General features: G+C 46.9%; 11 protein-coding genes and 1 riboswitch. Of the genes, 7 read left to right on the plus strand and 4 right to left on the minus strand.

Annotation, left to right across the window (positions count from 1 at the left end; translation table 11 throughout):
- Positions 1–721: 721 nt before the first annotated feature.
- Complete coding sequence (locus J7445_RS11590; RefSeq protein ID WP_209283068.1) at positions 722–11902, plus strand: YadA-like family protein; 11181 nt, start codon at positions 722–724, stop codon at positions 11900–11902.
- Between the two features lie 192 nt (positions 11903–12094).
- Here the strand turns inward: J7445_RS11590 and J7445_RS11595 are convergent, their stop codons facing one another.
- The gene (locus J7445_RS11595) at positions 12095–13096 is read right to left on the minus strand and encodes a hypothetical protein (RefSeq protein ID WP_083310406.1); all 1002 of its coding nucleotides are present in this window, start codon (positions 13094–13096) and stop codon (positions 12095–12097) included.
- A 313-nt stretch (positions 13097–13409) separates the two neighbouring features.
- Here J7445_RS11595 and J7445_RS11600 point away from each other — a divergent pair, with 313 nt between their 5' ends.
- A complete protein-coding gene (locus J7445_RS11600; protein WP_070655383.1) occupies positions 13410–14705 on the plus strand; it encodes a M23 family metallopeptidase in 1296 nt (431 codons plus the stop codon).
- 607 nt (positions 14706–15312) lie between these two features.
- On the opposite strand, the gene J7445_RS11605 is transcribed toward J7445_RS11600, so the two are convergent.
- The gene (locus J7445_RS11605; RefSeq protein ID WP_070655381.1) at positions 15313–15996 is read right to left on the minus strand and encodes a 7-cyano-7-deazaguanine/7-aminomethyl-7-deazaguanine transporter; all 684 of its coding nucleotides are present in this window, start codon (positions 15994–15996) and stop codon (positions 15313–15315) included.
- Positions 15997–16071: 75 nt separating this feature from the next.
- A complete protein-coding gene (gene queF / locus J7445_RS11610) occupies positions 16072–16545 on the minus strand; it encodes a preQ(1) synthase (protein WP_070655379.1) in 474 nt (157 codons plus the stop codon).
- A gap of 4 nt (positions 16546–16549) precedes the next feature.
- Positions 16550–16594, minus strand: a riboswitch (PreQ1 riboswitch).
- A gap of 462 nt (positions 16595–17056) precedes the next feature.
- On the opposite strand from queF, the gene J7445_RS11615 reads away from it, so the two are divergent.
- Positions 17057–17551: a MarR family transcriptional regulator gene (locus J7445_RS11615; RefSeq protein ID WP_003743760.1), complete on the plus strand. Its 495-nt coding sequence runs from the start codon at positions 17057–17059 to the stop codon at positions 17549–17551.
- A gap of 50 nt (positions 17552–17601) precedes the next feature.
- Positions 17602–19050, plus strand: coding sequence for an efflux transporter outer membrane subunit (locus tag J7445_RS11620; protein WP_070655377.1), 1449 nt, complete (start codon positions 17602–17604; stop codon positions 19048–19050).
- A 682-nt stretch (positions 19051–19732) separates the two neighbouring features.
- Here the strand turns inward: J7445_RS11620 and J7445_RS11625 are convergent.
- Positions 19733–22132 carry a penicillin-binding protein 1A gene (locus tag J7445_RS11625; RefSeq protein WP_070655375.1) on the minus strand — a complete coding sequence of 800 codons (2400 nt, stop codon included), beginning with the start codon at positions 22130–22132 and terminating at the stop codon, positions 19733–19735.
- A 147-nt stretch (positions 22133–22279) separates the two neighbouring features.
- Between J7445_RS11625 and pilM the strand changes: the two genes are divergently transcribed.
- From pilM to J7445_RS11640, 3 genes are read left to right on the plus strand one after another with little or no spacing between them, the layout of a single operon-like run.
- Entirely contained in the window at positions 22280–23389 is a 1110-nt protein-coding gene (gene pilM / locus J7445_RS11630; protein WP_070655373.1) for a type IV pilus assembly protein PilM, read from the plus strand.
- Between the two features lies 1 nt (position 23390).
- Positions 23391–24005 carry a PilN domain-containing protein gene (locus tag J7445_RS11635; RefSeq protein ID WP_209283069.1) on the plus strand — a complete coding sequence of 205 codons (615 nt, stop codon included), beginning with the start codon at positions 23391–23393 and terminating at the stop codon, positions 24003–24005.
- Complete coding sequence (locus J7445_RS11640) at positions 24006–24692, plus strand: type IV pilus inner membrane component PilO (RefSeq protein ID WP_019270411.1); 687 nt, start codon at positions 24006–24008, stop codon at positions 24690–24692.
- The last annotated feature ends 10 nt before the right edge of the window (positions 24693–24702 follow it).

Here is a 24702-nt window from a genome sequence, read left to right on the forward strand (position 1 = left end):
TTTAAGAAGGTCGTCTGAAAAAGCATCGGGCTTGCGATGCACGCATTTTCAGACGACCTTTTTGCGTCGTTTTCCCTATGCCCGCTAGTGAGCGTTTAAAAGATCGGATGTAGCGCGGGCTATACCCACGAATACAGTTGACGGGAGTTATGGCAGAGGAACAGTGGTATTTTCCCGGACTGGCGCAGGCTCCCGCTGCCAATTCCCTTTCTTACGCTAGAAGACGGTAAGCACAGAGTAAGGATTAATTCTACAAATCAATACCGTTGCAACGGCATCTTAAATTTCTTTCATTATATTCATTCAAATATAAATATCATATTAAACGACATAGCTATAAATGCAATATGAGAGTTTGGCATAAAAATTGCAGGATTCCACACATAGTTCCACTTATAAAAGTAAATATGCATCAAAAAATAAAAGAAACTCAAAGATTATCGGAGTTTATTTTGAATAAACGGCAATTTGATGAAGTTTCTATATTATATCTACTGATATAGATATGTTCTAAAAATTGTACTTAAGTGACAATTAACGTCAACCTATTTGATTTTCAATAATATATAAACAAAATAAATGAATGCCTGTCTCATAAAATCCGCGTGTGCCTTGAAGAAGATTTGGCGGCGGGACAGTGCGGGGAGTACTTCTTGTTTTGATTGTATATGCTTGAATTCAATCTGATATTTTTTAATAAATCCAACCAAGAGAGATTGTTATGAATAAGATTTTCAAAGTTGTATGGAACCGTACCATCGGCTCTTTCGTCGTTACCTCCGAATTGGCGAAGGGACGTGTCAAATCAAGCAGCGAAGGTGCTGAAGGGGATGTGCGCGCCTCAGAGGAAGGTCGTCTGAAAACCTTGTTCAGGCTGACGGCGTTGAGCGCGGCATTATTCGGCTTGTCTGAGAGTGCTTGGGCGCATCCTATAATAAATTCAGAGGGAGGCAAGGTTGCAACCGGGAGTGCGAGTGAGACGGCAATTGGTGGCGGCTCCGCAAGAGGTGTGGGATCGGTTGCAGTTGGTGCCTTTGCAAAAGCGGGTACAAGGATTGAGGCTGACGGTGCTGTTGCTATTGGCGGTAGCCAGGCAAGTACAGGTGCTTATGCTGACGGTAACAATGCGATTGCCATCGGTCAGGCAAGTAATGCAAATGCAGCGAAGGCAATTTCTATTGGTTCGGATACCATCGCTTCACATGAATGGACCAGTGCATATGGTGGCCGCGCTGAAGCAAAAAATCTTGGTGCAACAGCCCTCGGTAGCTGGACACAGGCTTCCGGTCAGTTTTCCATAGCCGTTGGCGGTAGCGACCGTTTCGGTCGAAATAATGATGCTGCAACGATCGCTTCCGGAGACCGTAGTACCGCCATTGGTCGTAATGCCAAGTCTGCCGGTGCGGATGCGATTGCTTTGGGTACGGGTGCACAGGCAACGCTAACTAATTCGATTGCTATTGGTAAAAATTCGGTTGCAACGGGTGTGAATAATATAGCTAAAAACCCTGTCAATGTTGGGAATGCGGTTGCGATCGGTTCTGGTGTGCAGGCATTGGGAGAAGATTCTGTTGCTATTGGTGTGTCTGCAGGTGCTAACTTGACAACAGCAACTACAAAACAGAGCCTTGCCATTGGTTGGACAGCGAAGGCGACAGGTTTGGCTCAGGCGGTTGCCATCGGTCCTGATGCCATTGCTTCGGGAGCGCAATCAACTTCCATTGGTAACAATACCCGTGCAATTGGGGATTCATCCATTGCCATCGGTGGCGACGATTGGAATGTCGTACGTACCAAACAAGTTGCAGCAGCAGGAAATAAACAGGTACATCAAGTATTCGAAGAGTTGACCGGTATGCCCATGAAGCAGCAAGGTGAGGCTTATAAAAATCCATTCAAAGGTACGACTGCCGGAGATGCCGCCGTCGCTATTGGTGTAACGGCACTTGCTGAGGGTGTATTGTCCACTGCCTTTGGTTCGGGTACATCTGCATCGGGCATAGGTGCAGCAGCGTTTGGTGTAGGCGCAACCGCCAGTCAGGATAAATCCGTCGCAATCGGTGCAGGTTCGCATACGCGTACCGATGCAACGGCTGTGACTGAAGCAACAGTTAATGGTGTCACTTACAGAGGTTTTGCGGGAACAGAACATATCACTACCGGCTCGCAGGTTTCTTTCGGTTCGGCAGGTTATGAGCGTCAGCTCAAGCACGTTGCGCCTGGCGCGATTACCCCAACTTCCACCGATGCGATAAACGGCAGCCAGCTTTACGCGCTTCATGTAGGGGCGGGTAATATTGCCAAATCGGTCGCCGATGCATTGGGCGGTGGTGCGACTGTCGGCAATGATCCGACAAATAATCAGGGTTCTTTCGTAACCTTGCCGTCTTATGACGTGCTCAAAGGCAGTGATAAGCCGAATACGGCAGGTAATGGCACAGCCAAATTCAATACAACTCCTGCTAAGAACGTCGCTGCTGCGATGACCAATCTCAATACCTACGTCAACCAAGGTTTTGCCGTCAAAGATAATGCGGGCGATACGAAGGGCATTGTTACGCCCGGAGAAAGCGTGCAATTTGCCGACGGCAATGCAACTACCGTTACCGTTGATACCGAAGCAAACGGCAATACTAAAATCAAATACGACGTTAAGGTGGATGACAGCACCATCAAGGTTGTTGACGGTAAGCTGACCGGTGCGTCGCAAACCCATTTTTATAGTGTAAATAGCGCAGATAAAACAAAAGCCAACTACAACAACGACGGCGCAACAGGTGAAAACGCGATTGCCGCTGGCCCTGAAGCCAAAGCGGCTGCAAGTAATGCGGTTGTAATTGGTAGCAAGGCTACTGTTGAGGCGGCAGCAGGCTCTGATTCCACTATTAATGGTGAGACTACCGGCGAAGGTTCGGTCGCCGTTGGCGCGCTAAGTAAAGCAAGCGGCAAGAATGCAACCGCCATCGGCCAAAAAGCAAATGCCTATGGACAAAACTCGTTTGCAGGCGGTCAAGATACTGAGTCATCAGGTAAATCCAGCGTGGCTGTAGGTGATGGTTCAAGAGCTACTGATAATTCTACTACTGCCGTTGGTCCATATGCCAAAGCTACAAAAGCAGGTGCGTCAGCGTTCGGTTTCAATGCCAATGCTCAAGCAATAGGCTCTGTGGCTGTGGGTCGACAAGCACAAGCTCTGAATTTGAATGCTGTTTCGGTAGGTAATGAAAGCAAGGCAAAAGGAGAAGATACTGTTGCTATCGGTACTAGTGCCGATGCTGTGCAAAATCGGGCAATGGCAATCGGTAAAGGCGCTGTTGCTAATGGTGCTGACACTATTGCATTCGGTGCCGCTACGAAGGCAGACCAAAGATATGCTATCGCGATCGGTTCGGGCAATAATGCGTGGAAAACTGATTCTATCGCGTTGGGACGTGCTGCCAATGCAGACGGCGCGGCTTCTTTGGCGCTTGGTTTGAACAGCCATACACGTTTGGACAACGCTATCGCTTTAGGTAATGGTGCAAATGCCGATCATAGTAATAGTATCGCCATCGGTAAATCCAGTCATGCAGCTGCATCCGCGGGAGTTGCTATCGGTAATGATGCACAGGCTTTGAAATATAGCTCCGTTGTTATCGGTGATCAGGCTCAATCCAATAACTCGCGCTCTGTCGTCATCGGCTATCACGCTTCTGCAACCAATCCTGCAAAACCAGCTTCGGCTGAAGAGGATTACAATCAAACCGTTGCTATCGGTGCATACGCCAATGCATGGGGCGATCAATCTACTGCCATCGGTAACAATGTAGACGCAATAGGCAATTCTTCTATCGCTATCGGTGCGGACGACTGGGATACCGTTGCAGCGAAAACTGTAGAAGGTACGGGGGGTAAAACGGTTAAAGAGGTTTATAAAGACTATACCGGCGATGTGATGGAAACCGGCAGTTATACTCATACGACTTCAAGCGAAGCTGCAGTAGCCATTGGTACTAAATCACAGGCAATAGGTCAATTATCCACAGCCTTTGGTACGGGTACGATCGCTGAAGGCGTCGCCTCTGCCGCATTCGGTATGGGTGCGAAAGCCACTCAAGGCAACTCTGTGGCAATCGGTGCGGGCAGTACGACTGCAACCGGTGCAACTAGTGTCAACGAAGCTACTGTCAATAATCTGAAATACTCAGGTTTTGCAGGCGGCAACAGTGTGAATCCAGGCGACCAAGTATCCTTTGGTTCTAAAAACTACGAACGCCAATTGAAAAACGTTGCCCCGGGCGAAATCTCTAATACTTCTACGGATGCCATCAACGGCAGCCAGCTGTACGCGGTACAAAACGTTTTGGGTAATACTGCCCAAACCGTTAAAAATGTATTGGGCGGAGATGCCGCAGTTGACGAAAACGGCAGTATTACTATGAGCAACATTGGTAATACCGGTAAAGGCAACATCCACGACGCGATCAATTCAGTAAAAGAGACTGCCGAGAAAGGTTGGAAGCTGAAAGCGAACGAAGAAGCCGACAGTGAAAGCGAAAAAATCGCTGCGGGCGACACCGTGACCGTGAAACAAGGTAAGAATATCCGTGTGAAACGCAGCAGCAAAGACCTGACAATTGAAACTGCGGACGATGTGGCGTTCAATAAAGTGACAGTCGGCAACAGCGTACTGACTACAGACGGACTGAACACACCGCAAGTCACCGCGGGCGACAGCGTATTGGGCAACAATGGACTGACGATTGCCAACGGTGCAGCAAATGCTCCGGTATCTCTGACCAAAGACGGTTTGAACAACGGCGGCAACAAAGTTACCAGCATTGCCGACGGTGTGGCTGATACTGACGCAGCGAGCTACAAACAAGTTAAAGCTGCGAAAACCGAGGTTCAAAAAGGTACAAACGTCGTCAGTGTCGACAAAACTGAAGGCACGGATGGTCATGCCATTTACACCGTCAATGCCAAAGGTACGGCTGTCTCTGCAGAAGGTACAGAAAACGGTCTGAAACTGACGTCGTCTGAAGATTCAACTACCAACGTAACTACTTACAATCTGGATTTGTCTGACAAAACCAAAGACTCCTTGAAAAAAGCCGACAGTGCATTACAAGGCATTGATGTAAAAGTCAATGATGAAAATGTCAAAACGTTGACTAAAGATGATTCCACGCTGAAATTTGTTAACGGCACAGGTACGACTGCCGAAAACAAAGGGGGCACTGTTACGTTCAACGTAAACAAATCTACGCTGACCACGGGTGCTGGTGGCGTAGTCAGCGCGGATACGGCAGGCGATGTATTTGCTACTGCAGCTGACGTTGCTAAAGCCATCAATAAAGCCGTTGTTGACAGTGAAAAAACCAGCGTTGTAGCAGCAGGCGACAATACTCATGTAGCTGCTGTGGAAGCAGGTAATCAAACGACTTACACTGTTCATGCTGACAATACCACCGTCAGCGTGAAAGATGGCGGTAAATTGGCGCTGAAGTCGTCTGAAGCGACAAACAGTAACCACACCAAAACCACCAACTACGAACTCGACCTTTCAGACGACACCAAAGCTGAGATTCAAAAAGGCGTGGATGCGAAAAATATCGTCGATACCAAAGGTATTACCTTCAGTGGCAACAGCGGCTCTCCTGTAACCAAAAAACTGGACGAAACGCTGGCAATTAAAGGCGACGATACAAATGTGGTTACCGAATCAGGTACAGACGGCATTACAGTCAAACTGAAAGACGAAATCACCGTTCAAACTGTCAATGCAGATAAACTCAAAGCGGGTGATAGTGTTCTGACCAATGATGGTTTGAACATTGCCAACGGTAACAATCCAGTATCCCTGACCAAGTCCGGTTTGAGCAATGGCGGCAACAAGATCACCAAAGTTGCCAAAGGTGAAAATGAAGATGATGCTGTGAATTATGCACAGCTTAAAGAGCTGGCGGAAAAAGGTCTAACCTTTGATGCAGACGGCAACACTTCAACTTCAAGCAAAAAACTGGGTGAGCGAGTCGGCATTAAAGGCGGCAACAACATTACCACTTCTGCAGACAACGACAATGTTACCGTCAAGCTGAATGACGATATTACGTTGAATAGTGTAACTGCGACTACCTTGAAAGCAGGCGACAGCACGCTGACGAATGCAGGATTGGTTACGCCTAAAGTCACTGCGGGCGACAGCGTATTGGGCAACAACGGTCTGACGATTGCCAACGGTGCGACAGGCTCTCCCGTATCCCTGACCAAAGACGGACTGAACAACGGCGGCAACAAAGTTACCGACGTAGCCAAAGGTACGGCGGATACCGACGCAGTGAACGTCAGCCAGCTGAACCCAGTAGCCAAAGCGTTGAACACCAACATTGATCCGACAACCGGAGAGGTTGCAGCGCCTAGCTTTACCGTTACCAAAGCGGACGGCACGAAACATCCTGCCGTAGGCACCGTTCAAGACGCATTGGACAAAGTAGGCGAAGAAGTGACCAAAGGTCTGAACATCGTTGCGGACAACGGGTCGTCTGAAAAAGTGAACTTGGGCGATACGGTCAAGTACACAAGCAAAGACAAGAACATCGTTACCACAAGCGGTACAGGCAAAGAAATCGACTTCAGCCTGGCCGAGAAAGTGACCATCGGTAAAGACGTAGCGAACGGCGGCAAACCGGTAGTGATCGACGGTAAAGAAGGTATTGTCAGCGGACTGACCAACACCACATTGGGCACCGCCCCATTGGCAGGATCGAACAAAGCCGCGACCGAAGCCCAGCTGGACGCTACCCAAGTGAACCTGAAAAACATCTTGGGTGGAGAAGCCAAGAACGAGAACGGCAATGTATCCACAGAAGATATCGGCGGAACAGGTGAAAACACCATCCACGACGCGATCAAGTCAGTGAAAGCGACAGCCGACAAAGGTTGGAAGCTGAAAGCGAACGAAGAAGCCGACAGCGAAAGCGAAAAAATCGCTGCGGGCGACACCGTGACCGTGAAACAAGGTAAGAACATCCTAGTGAAACGCAGCGGCAAAGAGCTGACGATTGAAACTGCGGACGACGTAGCGTTCAACAAAGTGACAGTCGGCGACAGCGTACTGACCACTACCGGACTGACTACGCCTAAAGTGACCGCGGGCGACAGCGTACTGACGACAGACGGTCTGAATATTGCCAACGGTACGGCAAATGCTCCGGTATCGCTGACCAAAGACGGTTTGAACAACGGCGGCAACAAAGTTACCAACGTAGCCAAAGGTACGGCGGATACTGACGGAGTGAACGTCAGCCAGTTGAACCCAGTAGCCAAAGCGTTGAATACCAACATTGATCCGACAACCGGAGAGGTTGCAGCGCCTAGCTTTACCGTTACCAAAGCGGACGGCACGAAACATCCTGCCGTAGGCACCGTTCAAGACGCATTGGACAAAGTAGGCGAAGAAGTGACCAAAGGTCTGAACATCGTTGCGGACAACGGGTCGTCTGAAAAAGTGAACTTGGGCGATACGGTCAAGTACACAAGCAAAGACAAGAACATCGTTACCACAAGCGGTACAGGCAAAGAAATCGACTTCAGCCTGGCCGAGAAAGTGACCATCGGTAAAGACGTAGCGAACGGCGGCAAACCGGTAGTGATCGACGGTAAAGAAGGTATTGTCAGCGGACTGACCAACACCACATTGGGCACCGCCCCATTGGCAGGATCGAACAAAGCCGCGACCGAAGCCCAGCTGGACGCTACCCAAGTGAACCTGAAAAACATCTTGGGTGGAGAAGCCAAGAACGAGAACGGCAATGTATCCACAGAAGATATCGGCGGAACAGGTGAAAACACCATCCACGACGCGATCAAGTCAGTGAAAGCGACAGCCGACAAAGGTTGGAAGCTGAAAGCGAACGAAGAAGCCGACAGCGAAAGCGAAAAAATCGCTGCGGGCGACACCGTGACCGTGAAACAAGGTAAGAACATCCTAGTGAAACGCAGCGGCAAAGAGCTGACGATTGAAACTGCGGACGACGTAGCGTTCAACAAAGTGACAGTCGGCGACAGCGTACTGACCACTACCGGACTGACTACGCCTAAAGTGACCGCGGGCGACAGCGTACTGACGACAGACGGTCTGAATATTGCCAACGGTACGGCAAATGCTCCGGTATCGCTGACCAAAGACGGTTTGAACAACGGCGGCAACAAAGTTACCAACGTAGCCAAAGGTACGGCGGATACTGACGGAGTGAACGTCAGCCAGTTGAACCCAGTAGCCAAAGCGTTGAATACCAACATTGATCCGACAACCGGAGAGGTTGCAGCGCCTAGCTTTACCGTTACCAAAGCGGACGGCACGAAACATCCTGCCGTAGGCACCGTTCAAGACGCATTGGACAAAGTAGGCGAAGAAGTGACCAAAGGTCTGAACATCGTTGCGGACAACGGGTCGTCTGAAAAAGTGAACTTGGGCGATACGGTCAAGTACACAAGCAAAGACAAGAACATCGTTACCACAAGCGGTACAGGCAAAGAAATCGACTTCAGCCTGGCCGAGAAAGTGACCATCGGTAAAGACGTAGCGAACGGCGGCAAACCGGTAGTGATCGACGGTAAAGAAGGTATTGTCAGCGGACTGACCAACACCACATTGGGCACCGCCCCATTGGCAGGATCGAACAAAGCCGCGACCGAAGCCCAGCTGGACGCTACCCAAGTGAACCTGAAAAACATCTTGGGTGGAGAAGCCAAGAACGAGAACGGCAATGTATCCACAGAAGATATCGGCGGAACAGGTGAAAACACCATCCACGACGCGATCAAGTCAGTGAAAGCGACAGCCGACAAAGGTTGGAAGCTGAAAGCGAACGAAGAAGCCGACAGCGAAAGCGAAAAAATCGCTGCGGGCGACACCGTGACCGTGAAACAAGGTAAGAACATCCTAGTGAAACGCAGCGGCAAAGAGCTGACGATTGAAACTGCGGACGACGTAGCGTTCAACAAAGTGACAGTCGGCGACAGCGTACTGACCACTACCGGACTGACTACGCCTAAAGTGACCGCGGGCGACAGCGTACTGACGACAGACGGTCTGAATATTGCCAACGGTACGGCAAATGCTCCGGTATCGCTGACCAAAGACGGTTTGAACAACGGCGGCAACAAAGTTACCAACGTAGCCAAAGGTACGGCGGATACTGACGGAGTGAACGTCAGCCAGTTGAACCCAGTAGCCAAAGCGTTGAATACCAACATTGATCCGACAACCGGAGAGGTTGCAGCGCCTAGCTTTACCGTTACCAAAGCGGACGGCACGAAACATCCTGCCGTAGGCACCGTTCAAGACGCATTGGACAAAGTAGGCGAAGAAGTGACCAAAGGTCTGAACATCGTTGCGGACAACGGGTCGTCTGAAAAAGTGAACTTGGGCGATACGGTCAAGTACACAAGCAAAGACAAGAACATCGTTACCACAAGCGGTACAGGCAAAGAAATCGACTTCAGCCTGGCCGAGAAAGTGACCATCGGTAAAGACGTAGCGAACGGCGGCAAACCGGTAGTGATCGACGGTAAAGAAGGTATTGTCAGCGGACTGACCAACACCACATTGGGCACCGCCCCATTGGCAGGATCGAACAAAGCCGCGACCGAAGCCCAGCTGGACGCTACCCAAGTGAACCTGAAAAACATCTTGGGTGGAGAAGCCAAGAACGAGAACGGCAATGTATCCACAGAAGATATCGGCGGAACAGGTGAAAACACCATCCACGACGCGATCAAGTCAGTGAAAGCGACAGCCGACAAAGGTTGGAACCTGAATGCCAACGATGAGACCTCATCTGAAAAAATCGCTGCGGGCGACACAGTAACCTTCAAAGAAGGCAAAAACGTCAAAGTCAGCCGCAACGGTAAGAGAATTACCATAGCAACTTCAGACGACGTATCCTTCAAGACAGTAACTGTCGGCGACAGTGTATTGACGGATAACGGTCTGACCGTGGGCAACGGCAAAGCAGGCAAACCTGTCAGTCTGACCAAAGACGGACTGAACAACGGCGGCAACAAGATTGCCAACGTAGCCGCAGGTAAAGCCGACACCGACGCAGTGAATGTTGCACAGCTCAAAGCAGCCGCAGCGAAAGCCACGTCCAAAGTGGAAAGCGGTAACGGCAACATTGTCGTTACACCTGAGCAAAATGCCGACGGCAGCACCACTTACAAAGTGGCGACCACACCTAACCTCAAAGCCGACAGCTTCACCGCAGGCGATACCGTTGTGAACAACGACGGCGTTAAAGTCGGCGACAAAGTGGCTCTGGGTAAAGACGGTCTGAAAGCAGGCGATGTGAACATCACCGCTGACGGCATCAACGCAGGTAACAAAGCTATCAGCAACGTTGCCGAAGGTAAGAAAGACACCGACGCAGTGAACGTTGCACAGCTCAAAGCAGCTGCAGCGAAAGCCACATCCAAAGTGGAAAGCGGCAACGACAACATCGTCGTCACGCCTGAGCAAAATGCCGACGGTAGCACCACCTATAAAGTGGCTACTGCCCCCGACCTTAAAGCTGACAGCCTGACCACAGGTGATACCGTTGTGAACAACGATGGCGTTAAAGTTGGCGATAAAGTGGCGTTGACTAAAGACGGACTGGACAACGGCGGTAACAAGGTTGCCAACGTAGCTGCAGGCGAAGCCGACACCGACGCAGTGAACGTTGCACAGCTCAAAGCAGCCGCAGCGAAAGCCACATCCAAAGTGGAAAGCGGCAACGACAACATCGTCGTCACACCAGAGCAAAATGCCGACGGCAGCACCACTTACAAAGTGGCGACCGCACCTAACCTCAAGGCCGACAGCTTCACCGCAGGCGATACCGTTGTGAACAACGACGGCGTTAAAGTCGGCGACAAAGTGGCTCTGGGTAAAGACGGTCTGAAAGCAGGCGATGTCAACATCACTGCCGACGGCATCAACGCAGGCAACAAAGCCATCAGCAACGTTGCTGAAGGCAAGAAAGATACTGATGCAGTAAATGTTGGACAGTTGAACCGTCTGACCGCTGCTGCTAAGACAGAAGTCGAAGCCGGTACCAACATTGCCAGCGTCAGCAGCAAACAAGGTGCGAACAAACAAACTGTTTACACCATTAATGCTGATGGTGCGAGCGTCTCCGCAGGTTCCGACAAAATCGTCGTGACCAAAGGCAAAAAAGATGCCAACAACGTAACCGACTACGCGGTTGACCTGTCTAAAGCCGTCAAAGACGACATCGCCAAAGGCGTAGCGGCGAAAGACGCAGTAGACAACAAAGGCATCAGCTTCGCAGGTGACAGCGGTACGACCGTTGCCAACAAACTGGGTGATACCGTAGCCGTTAAAGGCGATGCCAACATCACCACCACCGCAGGTTCGAACGGCATTCAGGTCGGCCTCAACAAAGACCTGAAAGTAGACAGCGTCACGACAGGCGGCGTAACCGTTAACGCTCAAGGCATTAGTATTGGTGCGCCAACTGCGTACAATCCGGCGAATACCGTCAGCCTCAGCCCAATTGGTCTGAACAACGGCGGACAACGCATCACCAACGTCGCTCCGGCGAAAGAAGGTACCGATGCGGTCAACCTGAACCAGCTTGTCGGCATGGGTAACGCTCTGCAAAACAACATTGCAAACGTCGGCAAAAAAGCCTACGCAGGTGTAGCGGGTGCGATTGCACAAGGCTCGATTCCGCAAGTAACCCGTCCGGGTGCGACCGGTATCGGCGTGGGTAGCGGCTACTACGGTGGTCAATCCGCCATGGCAATCGGCGTGTCTGCGATGAGCGACGGCGGTAACTGGGTTGTTAAAGGCAACTTCTCTGCCAACACAGACGGCCACGTCGGTGTCGGAGCAGGTGCGTTGTACCAGTGGTAAGCTAACGGCTCTTAGCTGAAGCAAAGGTCGTCTGAAATCCAAAATAGGGTTTCAGACGACCTTTTTTATATCTTGTATGAGGGATAAATTGGTTTTATTTGAAATTCATGGCTGGAAGGATGATGGAAGTTGGATTTCTTCTAAAACTTAAATCACATAACGACTTTTTCAGACGACCTTTGGTGATTCAATTTACCAAATCCCTGTAAACGTTTTTTCCGCCCGCCAAAATTTCCAACGCGATTTCGGTGTGAGTGTTAATGCGCCGCCGTTTTCCCCATCGGTCATCAAGGTCAGATTTTTCAGACGACCTGTGTGCAGCGCCTGCCAAATCGGGTGAAACCAGCGTTGTTCCCAATCCTGCAAAATATCTTGGTAGGCCAGTACGTCTGCCGTCGATCCGGTAACGGCCAAATCATCCATAAAAATGACAGCAGTGTCTGTTCCTGTTTCTTGCATCCAAGAGGCAAAGGCACGAAAGTCGTATGGTACATCTACGCGGCCGGAGGCAAATTGCGCCCACGGGCTGTCGGAGAAAAGGGAGGGTGATTGCTGCGTCCCTTGAATATCATGCCACAGCCACAGACCGTTTATCGGCGGTGTTCCGAGTTGGTTGCGAATGTTGTTGATTGGGTGTTGGTGCAGCCACATTTGGATTTCTGTCTGCTTGGCCAGCCATTGTCCGCTATCTTTGCCTGATGCTTGTTCAGACGACCCCATTTGTCCGTAAATATCCAATGCAGGCTTAATTTGCCAGTCTTGCGGATTGGGTAATAAGACAAGCCACAAATCGGGGCGAACGGGGACGAACCGCCAACCCTCGTCCTGATAAAAATCGGACAGTTCGCGACACAATCTGTCTGCCTCGTCAGTGGCAATATCGATATATTCACCGCCAACGACGCTAACTTGGTGCAAACCCATCTGCTGCCATAGCGGGGAAGCTAATGCAGCAGGTTGTTGCTGTGGAACGTTTGCAGCAGTTTTTGCATGTTCGAGCAGGCTGCCGTCCCATAAATAACGCCCGTAAAATTTTGATGTTTCAACTGCTTGTTTGTGTAAATGTCCGAAGCGAAGCAGACGGTTGAAGGCTGGCAGGGCAAGAGGGGGGACGGATTCGTCGCTTTGGCGGTTAAGCGACGGAATGGCAAGGGTCAGGTTCATGGCGGGCGGCAGGTTGGGAAAAAGCATCATTTTAAGGGAGAATGCCGGCCATTCCCAAATGGCTATGGGATGGGGTGTTTGAGGCAATATACGCGATTGTGATATAATTACGGACGTAAATTTCAGAAAAAACGGGTGTAAATCAAAACAATAGCCTTGATAATACGCCCTTGGTTCCCCATTGTGCTGTTTGCCGAAATATGAAAAAGGTCGTCTGAAAGACGGATAAATAGCAGACAGCCTTCTTTTAAATGAAAATCACATTGCCCGTGCGGATTGATAAAGCAGCCGCACCGCCGCATTAAAAGGATAATTCGTGATCGAAACAACCCGATTTCCCTTATTGCGCCGATTTTGGCACAACAAACCTATCCGTTGGTCTCTGTTGGGCATCCTTTTGCCTGTTTCCGGCGCGATGACTGCCTATGCAGTAACCGAACCTGTTCCCGAGTATCAAGGATTCAAAGTCGAGCGCGTTTCTGAAGAACTGCCGGCGGTTTATGTTGAAGCCGGTAATTTTCAGTCCAGTTACTGGGCGCAAGAAGTTGTTCAGCAGGGCGATTCCCTCGCCGATGTACTTACCCGCATGGGTGTGCCCCAAACCGACATCAAGCAAATCATGGCGAAAAACAGTGCGGAACGCGATATGCAACATTTGCGCGCCAACCAGTCTGTCAATATCCGCATCGATGCTTCGGGACAAGTTACCGACGTACAGTTTTTCACGGATGAAGAGCTTGAGCGCAACCTTGTCGCTTTGGAAAAAGTCAAAGGCAAATGGCAGGCTTCTACTTCAGAAGTGGATATGAAGACCATGCCGACCCTGCGTTCCGTCGTTGTCCGCACTTCCGCACGCGGTGCAATGGCGCAGGCGGAAATTCCTGTCGAAATCCGCGAGTCGCTGAGCGAAATTTTCTCCGACGTACTGAGCTTGGAGGATTTGAAAGAAGGCGATGTAATACGATTGCTGTATGACAGTATGTATTTCCGCGGACAACAAATGGGTACGGGCAATATTCTGGCGGCTGAAATCGTCAAAGGCGGTAAAAACCATCAAGCCTATTATTACAGCCAGGGTAAAGGCGACGAAGAGAGCGGCAGCTATTATGATCAAAGCGGTAAATCGCTCCAGCAAAAAGCGGGCTTCAACATCGAACCTGTCGTCTATACGCGCATTTCATCGCCATTCGGTTACCGGGTCCACCCCGTTTTGCATACCGTCCGTATGCATACCGGTATTGACTACGCGGCTCCTTCCGGTACGCCGATTAAAGCGACCGCTGACGGCGTGATTACCTTCAAAGGCTGGAAGGGCGGCTACGGTAATACCGTTATGATCCGCCATTCTAACGGCGTTGAAACCTTATACGGGCATATGAGCGCGTTTACCCCTGCCCAAGGTACGGTGCGTGCAGGCGAAGTGATCGGATTTGTTGGTACGACGGGACGTTCTACTGGTCCGCATCTGCACTATGAAGCACGGGTGAACAGTCAGCCTGTCAACCCGACTACGGTTGCCCTGCCGACACCTAAGCTGACGCCAACCAACATGGCTGCGTTCCGTCAGCAGCAGAAATCGGCAAATACCATACTGGCTTCTGTCCGCGGGCTTCCTGTTTCTGTGGCGCAATTGGATTAATTAGGCTACCCATATAGTATTGGGGCATGCTTTAAAAGGTCGTCTGAAAACCAGGTTTAAGGTTTCAGACGACCTTTTACATTGGGATGGATACGAAAACTTTTTCCAGTTCATAGGGCTTGAGGAAAGTTTTTTGGGAGGGATTGCAAATAACAGAATGCGCCAGAATCTCAATGATATAGTGGATTAACTTTAAACCAGTACGGCGTTGCCTCGCCTTAGCTCAAAGAGAACGATTCTCTAAGGTGCTGAAGCACCAAGTGAATCGGTTCCGTACTATCTGTACTGTCTGCGGCTTCGTCGCCTTGTCCTGATTTAAAGTTAATCCACTATAAATTGATAGGAAATTGAAACGGAAATATCAGGACGGTATTTCTGCAAAAGAGATTTAGAGATATGTATTTGCTGTCATTTTGAAACATGCCTTCATGGCGGTGAGGGAGTACATTCGTTTTTGAGCAAGAGCGGCAGGTAATGTTTTTATTTCATGTGTTATGTTGTGTGATTGCCATAAGAGACTTGTTATCAAAAAAAGGTCGTCTGAAACCGAATTTGAGGTTTCAGACGACCTTTTTTTGATACGGGTACGCAGTTTTTAGCGTTCCTTTCAGTTTTCTTGTAAAGAAACCGTCTGTTTGGCGAGGGGAGCAGGATGCAGTGCAGTCAGCTTCTTCGTCAAGATATTCAAAATCACGCCGTAGGCCGGCAGGAAGAAGAGGGTGCAGATGGTGAGTTTGAACAGATAATCGACAAATGCGATGCCCTGCCAGTTTGCCGCCATAAATTCATCGCTGCTGGCGTAAAAGGCAATGGCGAAAAATACCAACGTATCCAAGGCGTTGCCGATGACGGTTGATGCGGTCGGGGCGATCCACCACGCTTTCAGACGACGTAATTTGTTGAACACAAAAATATCAAGGATTTGTCCGAGTGCGTAAGCGGCAAAGCTGGCTAAGGCGATGCGTCCGACAAAGGTGTTGAATTCGGACAGCGCGCCTAAGCCTGTCCAACTGCCGTCGTGGAACAAAACGGAAAAGATGTAGGAAAGCAAAAGGGCGGGGAACATGACCCAAAAGATAATCCGCCGTGCCAAGTGCGAACCGAAAATGCGGACGGTCAGGTCGGTGGCAAGGAAGATGAAGGGGAAGGAAAACGCGCCCCAAGTGGTGTGGATGCCGAAAATTTGGAAGGGAAACTGCACCAGATAGTTGCTCGCGGCGATGATGAGGATATGGAAAAGCACCAGCCAGAAGAGTGCCTTCTGTTGTTGCGCTGTTGTAAATTCGTACATGGAAATCTTTCGGAAAGGCTTTCAGACAACCTTTTCATGAAAAAGGTCGTCTGAAAATGCGTAAAAGGGGATGGATTATTGGCTGTTGTGTTCGAACAGGCGTTTGCGTGCCAGTGTTTCAAACTCGGTACCTGCTTTGCCGTAATTGGCAAAGGGATGAATGGCGATGCCGCCGCGCGGTGTGAATTCGCCGAAAACTTCGATGTATTTCGGATCCATCAGGGCAATCAGGTCTTTCATGATGATGTTGACGCAGTCTTCATGGAAATCGCCGTGGTTGCGGAAGCTGAATAGGTAGAGTTTCAGGGACTTGCTTTCCACCATTTTGATATGCGGGATATAGCGGATGTAGATGGTGGCAAAGTCGGGCTGCCCGGTCATGGGGCAGAGGCTGGTGAATTCGGGACAGACGAACTTGACGAAATAGTCGTTGTCGGGATGTTTGTTGTCGAATGCTTCGAGAATTTCGGGGGCGTAGCCGGTCGGATATTGGGTTTTTTGATTGCCCAAAAGCGAGATGCCTTGCAGCTCTTCAGTGTTGCGGGACATGAGGGTTTCCTTAGTTTTTTAATGTGGGAGGTTTTCGAACCACGAAGGGCGGATTGTAATATAAGGCAGGGGTGATGTGTAACCTTTATGCAGCATCGGGGATCGTCTGAAGATATTCGCAATTAAACGATTTGAATTGTAAACGCAATTTTAAAAAATGATTAAAAATGTAATTTTTCAAATGATTGCTTTATTTTCAGCTTATTTCTGTCAATTGCGGGTAAATGAGGCTATGTGGTAAGAACTAAGCAGATGTTTGAAAGTTCTAAGAGTCGGTTTGATGGAAGACAAAAATGGGTAGTTCGCTCGAATGCAAATAATGTTTTATGCATAAAAAGTACCACTCGTTATTAACTTTAACCGATTGTCAGATTTTCATCAGAAGAATAGTCAATTAGATTAGTATGTTCACATAAAATAAATATTTGGTATTTTGATTCAATGATTTTTTCATCGTTGCCCTCGTCCGAAGGGCGCAGCGATTGAAGTTGGTAATTAAGAGGAATAAACCATGAGTTTTTCACAAACCGATTTGACCACGGCATTAAAAACCCTATCTGACCGCCTGCCTCAATTTTCCGAGCAGCAGACCAGGGCTGGACGGATGTTGCGAGTCGTAACCGAACGCCTCAGTTCGCATCTGAATGACAATCTGAAAGTATATGGCATCAATGAAAACCTCTGGTTTGCCTTGATGGCGGTTTACGTCAGCCCGAACAGTGAAATTTTGCCATCACGCTTGAGTGATTTGATGGATCTGACCCGCACCAGTGCAACCCGATTGTCGGACGAAATGGTTAGCCGAGGCTGGGTTGCACGCTATATCAACCAGCAGGACCGCCGTCAGATTGTGCTAAAATTGACCCCCGAAGGTGAGGTTTTTATCCAAAAAGTATGGCCGCAGGTTTCCAGTACGAGCCAAGAGGCTTGGAAAGATTTCACCGATGAAGATTACAACCAGTTGCAATATTTGTTGGGTAAGCTGCTGCGCCGGCTGGAGGGCTGATAAAGCGGATGCAGGATGTGGCGGATACCGATGATAAAACGGAGTATTCCATGAAAGCCAATCCCTACAAACAGGGAATCTGTATCGCTACCGCCATTCTACTTTCTGCCTGCGCTCAATTCGGTAAACAGGCTCCTTTGGAAGAACCTACCAATTACGGGCTATCTGAAGGTAAGTCTGCAGCCATGGTTCAAGATGCGTGGTGGATGCAACTGAACGACCAAAAACTTAACCAATTAGTTGCACTCTCTATCCGTAATGCTCCCGATTTGCGTATTGCTAAGGCGCGCTTCGAACAAGCACAAGCGCAGCTGGGAATAACTGAAGCCGCAAACAAAATGCAAATCGGGTTGTCCGCGCGAGGGGCAGGAGCATATGTTGCTCCTAAGCCTTCATCCGGTCATATTGATACTGACCATACCTTATTATTGGCAAATACTGCTTTACAGGGTACTTGGTCGTTTGACTTTTGGGGCAAGAACCGGAAACAGGCCGCGTCCATATTAGGAAAGCGCAAGGCCATTCTGTATGAGGCTCATCAAACGCGCATTGATATCGCCAATGCGGTTGCATCACAATATTTCACATGGCAGATGTTGTTAATACAACAAAATCTATTATCTGAGCGTATGGAAACTGCAGACAAAATGCAGCAACTGATACGCAGAAGGATTAATGCCCGCCTAGCTTCTGCAGAATCGCTTTATCCGGTTGAAATGCAACAGCAAAGTATGCAGTTGGAAAAGCTGGAGTTAGAGCGCCGAATTGCTAAAGTGCGTCATGCTTTAGCAATATTAAGCGGGACAACCCCTGACGGTTTATCTTTGTATATGCCTGAAAAAATGGCAGCAGTTCCCGTTGTTCCAGTCAATAAAATTCATGCAGATTTATTGGGTGCCCGCCCGGATATTGCTGCACAAAAAGCTATGTTGGAATCTCGGTTCAATACGGTCAAAGCAACAGAAGCTGAGTTTTACCCAAATATAGAACTCAAAGTTTTGGCAGGTCTGGCACATATTGATGCTTTTAATGTTGTACGAGGACGCACATCGGGTATGATTGGTGTACTTCCTGCCTTAAATCTGCCAATTTTTACTTCAGGAGCATTACAATCTAAGTTGGCAGGGCGGCGTGCTGAATATAACGAACAGGTAGCTCTTTATGACCGTACTGTTTTAAATGCTATGCGTGCTGCTGCTGATGCAGTTGTTGACTATCAAAATATGCAGAAACGACAAAGCGTTTGGGAAAAAATGCAGGAAACTGCTGAAAAAACAGTCCGTAACGCGAATAGTCGTGTCAATGCGGGATTAGATAATGGTCTATCTGCTCTACAAAAACAGAACGAACTTCTCCAATTAAAAATGCAGAAAGCACAATATCAAGCCGAGTCATTGATTGCATGGAGTAATTTAAATACCCAATTGGGCGGAGGGTTTAAGCTTGAGCCTTTGGGACGAAATGTCTCAAAAAAAAGTACAGGTAAAAAAGTACGCTGAGGAAAACAATGGCGGCTTGTTAATCAAGCTGCCATTTTGCTCTCTGTTGATTGCTGATAGGGTATAAGTGGACTAGTAACAATTAGGGAATGTAAAGAAAGTTTTATAGAAATGCCAATATGATCCTCAATCAATTTACTATTTTAGTTTTCCCTTTGGTGTATTTGAATAATAGGGGCTGACTGTTTAGGAGCGATGACTAGGTTTCAAATGATGTTTTGTTGAGAAAAACACAAAACCCGTTACTTAAAAAGTAGCGGGCTTTGTGTTTTTCGGTTTTGAGTATCTGATATAAGGGGAACAGTATGTCTCGTATATGCGCACTCCGATGAGATAAGAAAATGAAGGGGGTCGTTGTTTAATGACTCGAAGCAGGACGGCATCCGAGTGATTACTATTATATAATAATAGTAATTATTATCAATAACAAATTTTTAAATTCAAGATAACTTTCTGAAAGATATGAAAATTATTTTTTAGATTCGAGTGAAGGCCAAAGTAAAAGATGAAAATATTAAGTATCTAATTGATTTTATTAGTATTTGAATAAGATATTCTGAGCAGCTATTGGTTTATTGGCGTAGGGTACGGTATGTATTAATTAGAAGGTTGGTTAAAATAAAGCGGTCTTGCTGCTTTAATAGCAAGACCGCTTTATTTTCAATAATTTAAAATTTTGGTTTTAGAATAAAGAGTCTAACTGTTTATTATTGCCGGTATTGCTTGGCAAAACCGGTTCCTCTTGTAACTCTTGGCGCCCAGGGCGGCTAGAGTTTTGGGTATCAGACATATTATTGTCAGAAGGTTGACGAGTACGTCTAGATGGTTGAGTGGTCGGGTGTGGTGCTACTCCACCGTTTTCTAAGGCTAAATCGGAGCTGGTAGTCAGTCGTTCCTTCATATAATACTCACCACCATTAGAAACTATGCCTTCAGGTGCCTTCATGCCTTTGTTTTCAGTGCCTTTGAGGGCGTAACGCATATAATCTACCCAGACTGGAACTGCAATCGTACCACCGTAGCCGGCACGCCCCATGCTGCGGGGCTTGTCAAAACCAACATAAACAGCAGTTACCACTTTAGGATTGAAACCGACAAACCATGCATCTTTGTTGTCATTGGTTGTTCCGGTTTTTCCGGCAATATCGCTTCGACCTAATGCTGATGCACCTCGAGCAGTACCTGCACGAACTACATCTTGCATAATTTTATACATGATATATGCGTTTCGAGGGTCAATCGCCTGAGGAGCATTTTCTCCGGCAATTAAGGGTTGCATCTGTGCTTTCAGACGACCTTGGCTATCGTAGATTTTGTCAATCACATAAGCTGAGATTTTATATCCGCCATTAGCAAAAACACTATATGCTTCTGCAATACGGAGTGGAGTGGTTTCTCCAGTACCTAAAGCCATTGATAAACTTGCGGGAAGTTCAGACGGTTTGAAACCAAAACGTTGGGCATATTGCTGGGTATATCCAATTCCGATAGACATCAGGATGCGGATAGAAACCATATTTTTCGATGCGGTTAATGCTTGGCGCAATGTAATATAACCAGAATAACGCCCATCTGAATTTTTGGGTGACCACACGCTACCATTTGCTCCTTTTCCTGGTAGGGATATTGGGGCATCATTGATCATGGTTGAGGCTGTCATGCCTTTAGCTAATGCAGCGGAATATACAAAAGGCTTGAATGTTGAACCAGGTTGGCGCATTGCCTGAGTTGCACGGTTAAAAGTTTTGCTATGGTAGTCATAGCCACCAACTAATGCTTGAACAGCCCCGGTTTTGGCATCTAAAGAAACAAGTGCACCTTGTAGTAAAGGTTCTTGTACAACGGTCCAGCCATTGCCAATATTTTTTACTCTGATGACTGAACCGCGTCGGATACGGTCTTCCCCCATCTTTTCATTATTAACTGCTTTAGCTGCAAAACCTAACGATTTAGTGTCAAGGGTAATTTTACGACCGTTGGGTAGTTGGATTTGTACCGCTTTTCGAGAGGCTTCTAAGACAACTGCAGGAACCATTTTATCCACAGTATATAAAGTAGATAAATATTGGCTGACTGTTTCTTCAACATCATCTGTTTTGCTGAGGTCAATGTAGTTTTCCGCTCCTCTGTAGCTACTGCCTCGGTCAAAGTTTCTTAAGACCTTACGCAATGCTTCGGTAGCAACACGCTGATTTGCGGTATTTACGGTTGTATAAACATGAAAGCCTTGAGTGTAGGCTTCTTCACCATATTTTTCATATAGTTCTTGACGAACCATTTCTGCTACATACAACGCGTTTTGATCAATTTTTTGTACAAACCGCTCGTAATGTAATTCTTCTTTTAATGCGTCGTCACGTTGCTGAGAAGTAATCATCCCTTCTTCTAGCATATTATTCAGGATATAAGTTTGTCGCAGTTTGGCGCGTTCTGGATTCACAATGGGATTGTATGCAGAAGGTGCCTTAGGTAGTCCGGCCAACATGGCAGCCTCGGCCAAAGTCAAATCTTTAACATTTTTATTGAAATAAATCTGCGCTGCCGAAGCAAACCCATAAGCGCGTTGTCCCAAGTAAATCTGGTTGAAATATAGCTCTAAAATCTTATCCTTGCTCAAGGATTGTTCAATTTTATAGGCTAAAAGTGCTTCGTTAAATTTTCGGGTAAATGTACGTTCACTGCTTAAATAGAAGTTTTTGGCAACTTGTTGAGTGATAGTGCTTGCACCAGATTGAACGCCTCCTGCAACGATATTACTAATCGCTGCTCGAGCAATACCCCAAACATCTACTCCCCAATGTTCGTAAAAGCGTTTGTCTTCTGCGGCAATAACCGCGTTCTTGAGAATATCGGGGAAATCGTTGATTTTGGTAAATTCACGCCGTTGCTCACCATAGACGCCAATAATTTGCCCATCTGCCGAGTAAATAGTTAATGGCATTTTGGGTTGGTAGTGTTGTAAGGAGTCTAAGGGAGGAAGTTTTGGGTAGGTTACTAAAATTGCTATAGCAATCAATCCAGTAGTAAAAATTGCTAGGCCCAACATCAAACCGATACAGGTTGTTATAATCTTTTTAATCATGACTAGGTAATAATTTTGCCATTATTGGTATTAAATAAAGTAAAATAGATGTCGATTTCAATAAAACACGGCATTTCTCGTGTAAAGAGCAAGTCCTTTACGGATATCAAAACAGTTACTCACTCCTAAATAATACAGGGAAATCTTATGATTGGCTTATCAAAAAACCCTAAAAATACAACTAGTAAGGCTGGAAAGTCCTCTTCAGGGTTAAGCAACCGTTCTGCCATCGGCATCGATATTAGTCAGCATGCCATCAAGATGGTTCAGCTGTCAGGGCGTAGTTTAAACCAAATTCAGTTGGAAAAATACGTTATTACTAAATTACCTAAAAATATTGTAAAAGGTAACAAAATTCAAGACTACGACCAACTTGTCACTTATTTGCAACATGCATATTCGCAATTGCGCAGTTCTTGTAAGAGTATTATTGCAGCTATCCCTCAAGGATTGGCGACGATTGAGCAAGTGGTTTATTCACAAAAGGATACTGAGTTGGATTTGGATGAATTTGCAGAATCCGAAATCTCCTCAATCGGACCTATCGATGAAATAAATTATGATTATCAGGTCGTCGGTACGTCTGTTATTCCGGCAGGGCAGCAGATTTTGACGGTTGCAGCGCGTAAGGATGACGTTGAACCTATGATCGAAATGTTTGAGGGGGCAGGATTGTCCTTATCGGCGTTAGATTTGGATTTATTAGCGCAGCGTAATGCCTTCGTATTTTGGATTAACCAGTACGCTCCTGAATTAACAAATGAAAAAGTTGCTATATTTGGAATTTATGCAACACAGATGTATGCGTTAATTATTCAGAATGGGCAAATTTTATACAAGCAGGAAATGCCTGTAAGTACTGAGCAATTGAACCAGTTGATTCAACGTACATATCAGGTTACGGAAGAAAAAGCTGCCCAAATGATGGTATCTACGAGTAAACCAACTGATTATCAAACACAAATTGCAGACCGTTTTAATGTTCAAGTGGCTCAGGAAGTGCAAAGAGTATTACAGTTTTATTACACAACACAGCCGACAGATGCTTTTTCAAATGTGAAGCATATTTTATTAACTGGCTCTGCATCGCAACAGACTGGTTTGGCTGAAAGCATTTTTTCGCAGACAAATACAGCAACACAATGTATTCAGCCAGTTACATATGTGGAGCGAGGCGGTAAGGTCGATTTGTCACAGTTACAAGTTGATGCTTCTGCTTTGACACTTGCATTTGGATTAGCATTAAGGGGATTGTAATATGACTGAATTAATTAAAATTAACCTTCTTCCATATAGAGAAGAAATTAAGCAACGTAAAAGACAGCAATTTAAAATTTTGATGCTTTCTTCGTTATTAATAGGAGTTGGTTTATCTGCAATAGCTTATTTAGCGATCACTAATGCTATTAGTGATCAAGAAAGTAGGAATGCATTTTTGGAAGCAGAAATTACCAAGTTGGATAATGATTTAGGAGAAATAAAAAAATTACAGCAGGAAAAAGAAAACTTCTTGGCTAAAAAGCAAAAAGTTGAGGAGTTGCAAGAAAAACGTTCCCAAGCTGCATATATCATCGATAGTTTGAATGTGGTTATTCCAGATAATACTTATATCACTTCTCTTGATGCAGAAAATCCGACTTCTTATAAGATTACAGGTCGAGCGATTAGCGATAATAAAATTGCCATGTTTATGCGGTCTTTGCCAAGTACAGGTATTTTTATGCAGCCAGAACTTTTGGAAATTAAGAAAATTGATAATTATCAAGAGTTTAATATTAAATCTATGATTGGTTCTGCGAGTATTCCAGTCAAGTCGGAGAGAGAAACAATTAATGATGATTCGACGAAAGCACAGAACGGGGAGGAAAAGTAAATGGCCTCAGCAAAATTAAAAAATTTGGATATTCAGAATTTATATTTGTTGAATCCTGCTGCAAAGTTTGTATTAGCTGCATTAGCAGTTGCAGGAGTATTGGCAGTTGGCTATGGAATAGTATTTCGTGATCAGCTGGAAACACTTTCAACCCAAGAGGCAAAGGAGGCAGAGTTAAAGGAAACATATACGAAAAAGAGTATTGAGGCTGCAAGTTTGGATAACTTGAAAGCTGAATTAACATCTATTCGTTCTTCATTTGACATCTTGTTAAAACAGCTACCGACTGATGCTGAAATTCCTACTTTGATTCAAGAACTGCACCAGGCAGGTTCAGCAAACGGTCTTCGCTTAGATAGTGTAGTTCCACAGGTTCCGGTCAATGATGGGCCGATACAGAAGTTGCCTTATGAAATATCGATTACGGGCAAATATAATCAGATTAACCAATTTGCTAGAGATGTTGGTGGGTTATCGCGGATTATTACATTGGAGTCGTTAAAAATATCGCATGTTTCAGATGGTAAAAATAGCAAAGATAGTAAAAACGATACTTTAACACTCAGAGCAATTGCGACGACGTATAAAGCCCGCCCATCAGATGAAGTAGCAGCAGAACTGGCCGCTCAGCAGAGTCAGGCACAGGGGGATTCAGAAAATGGCCAAGCCAATTCTGAACAAAAATAATAAATGATAG

The organism is Neisseria sicca (assembly GCF_017753665.1).
GTDB lineage: Bacteria > Pseudomonadota > Gammaproteobacteria > Burkholderiales > Neisseriaceae > Neisseria > Neisseria flava.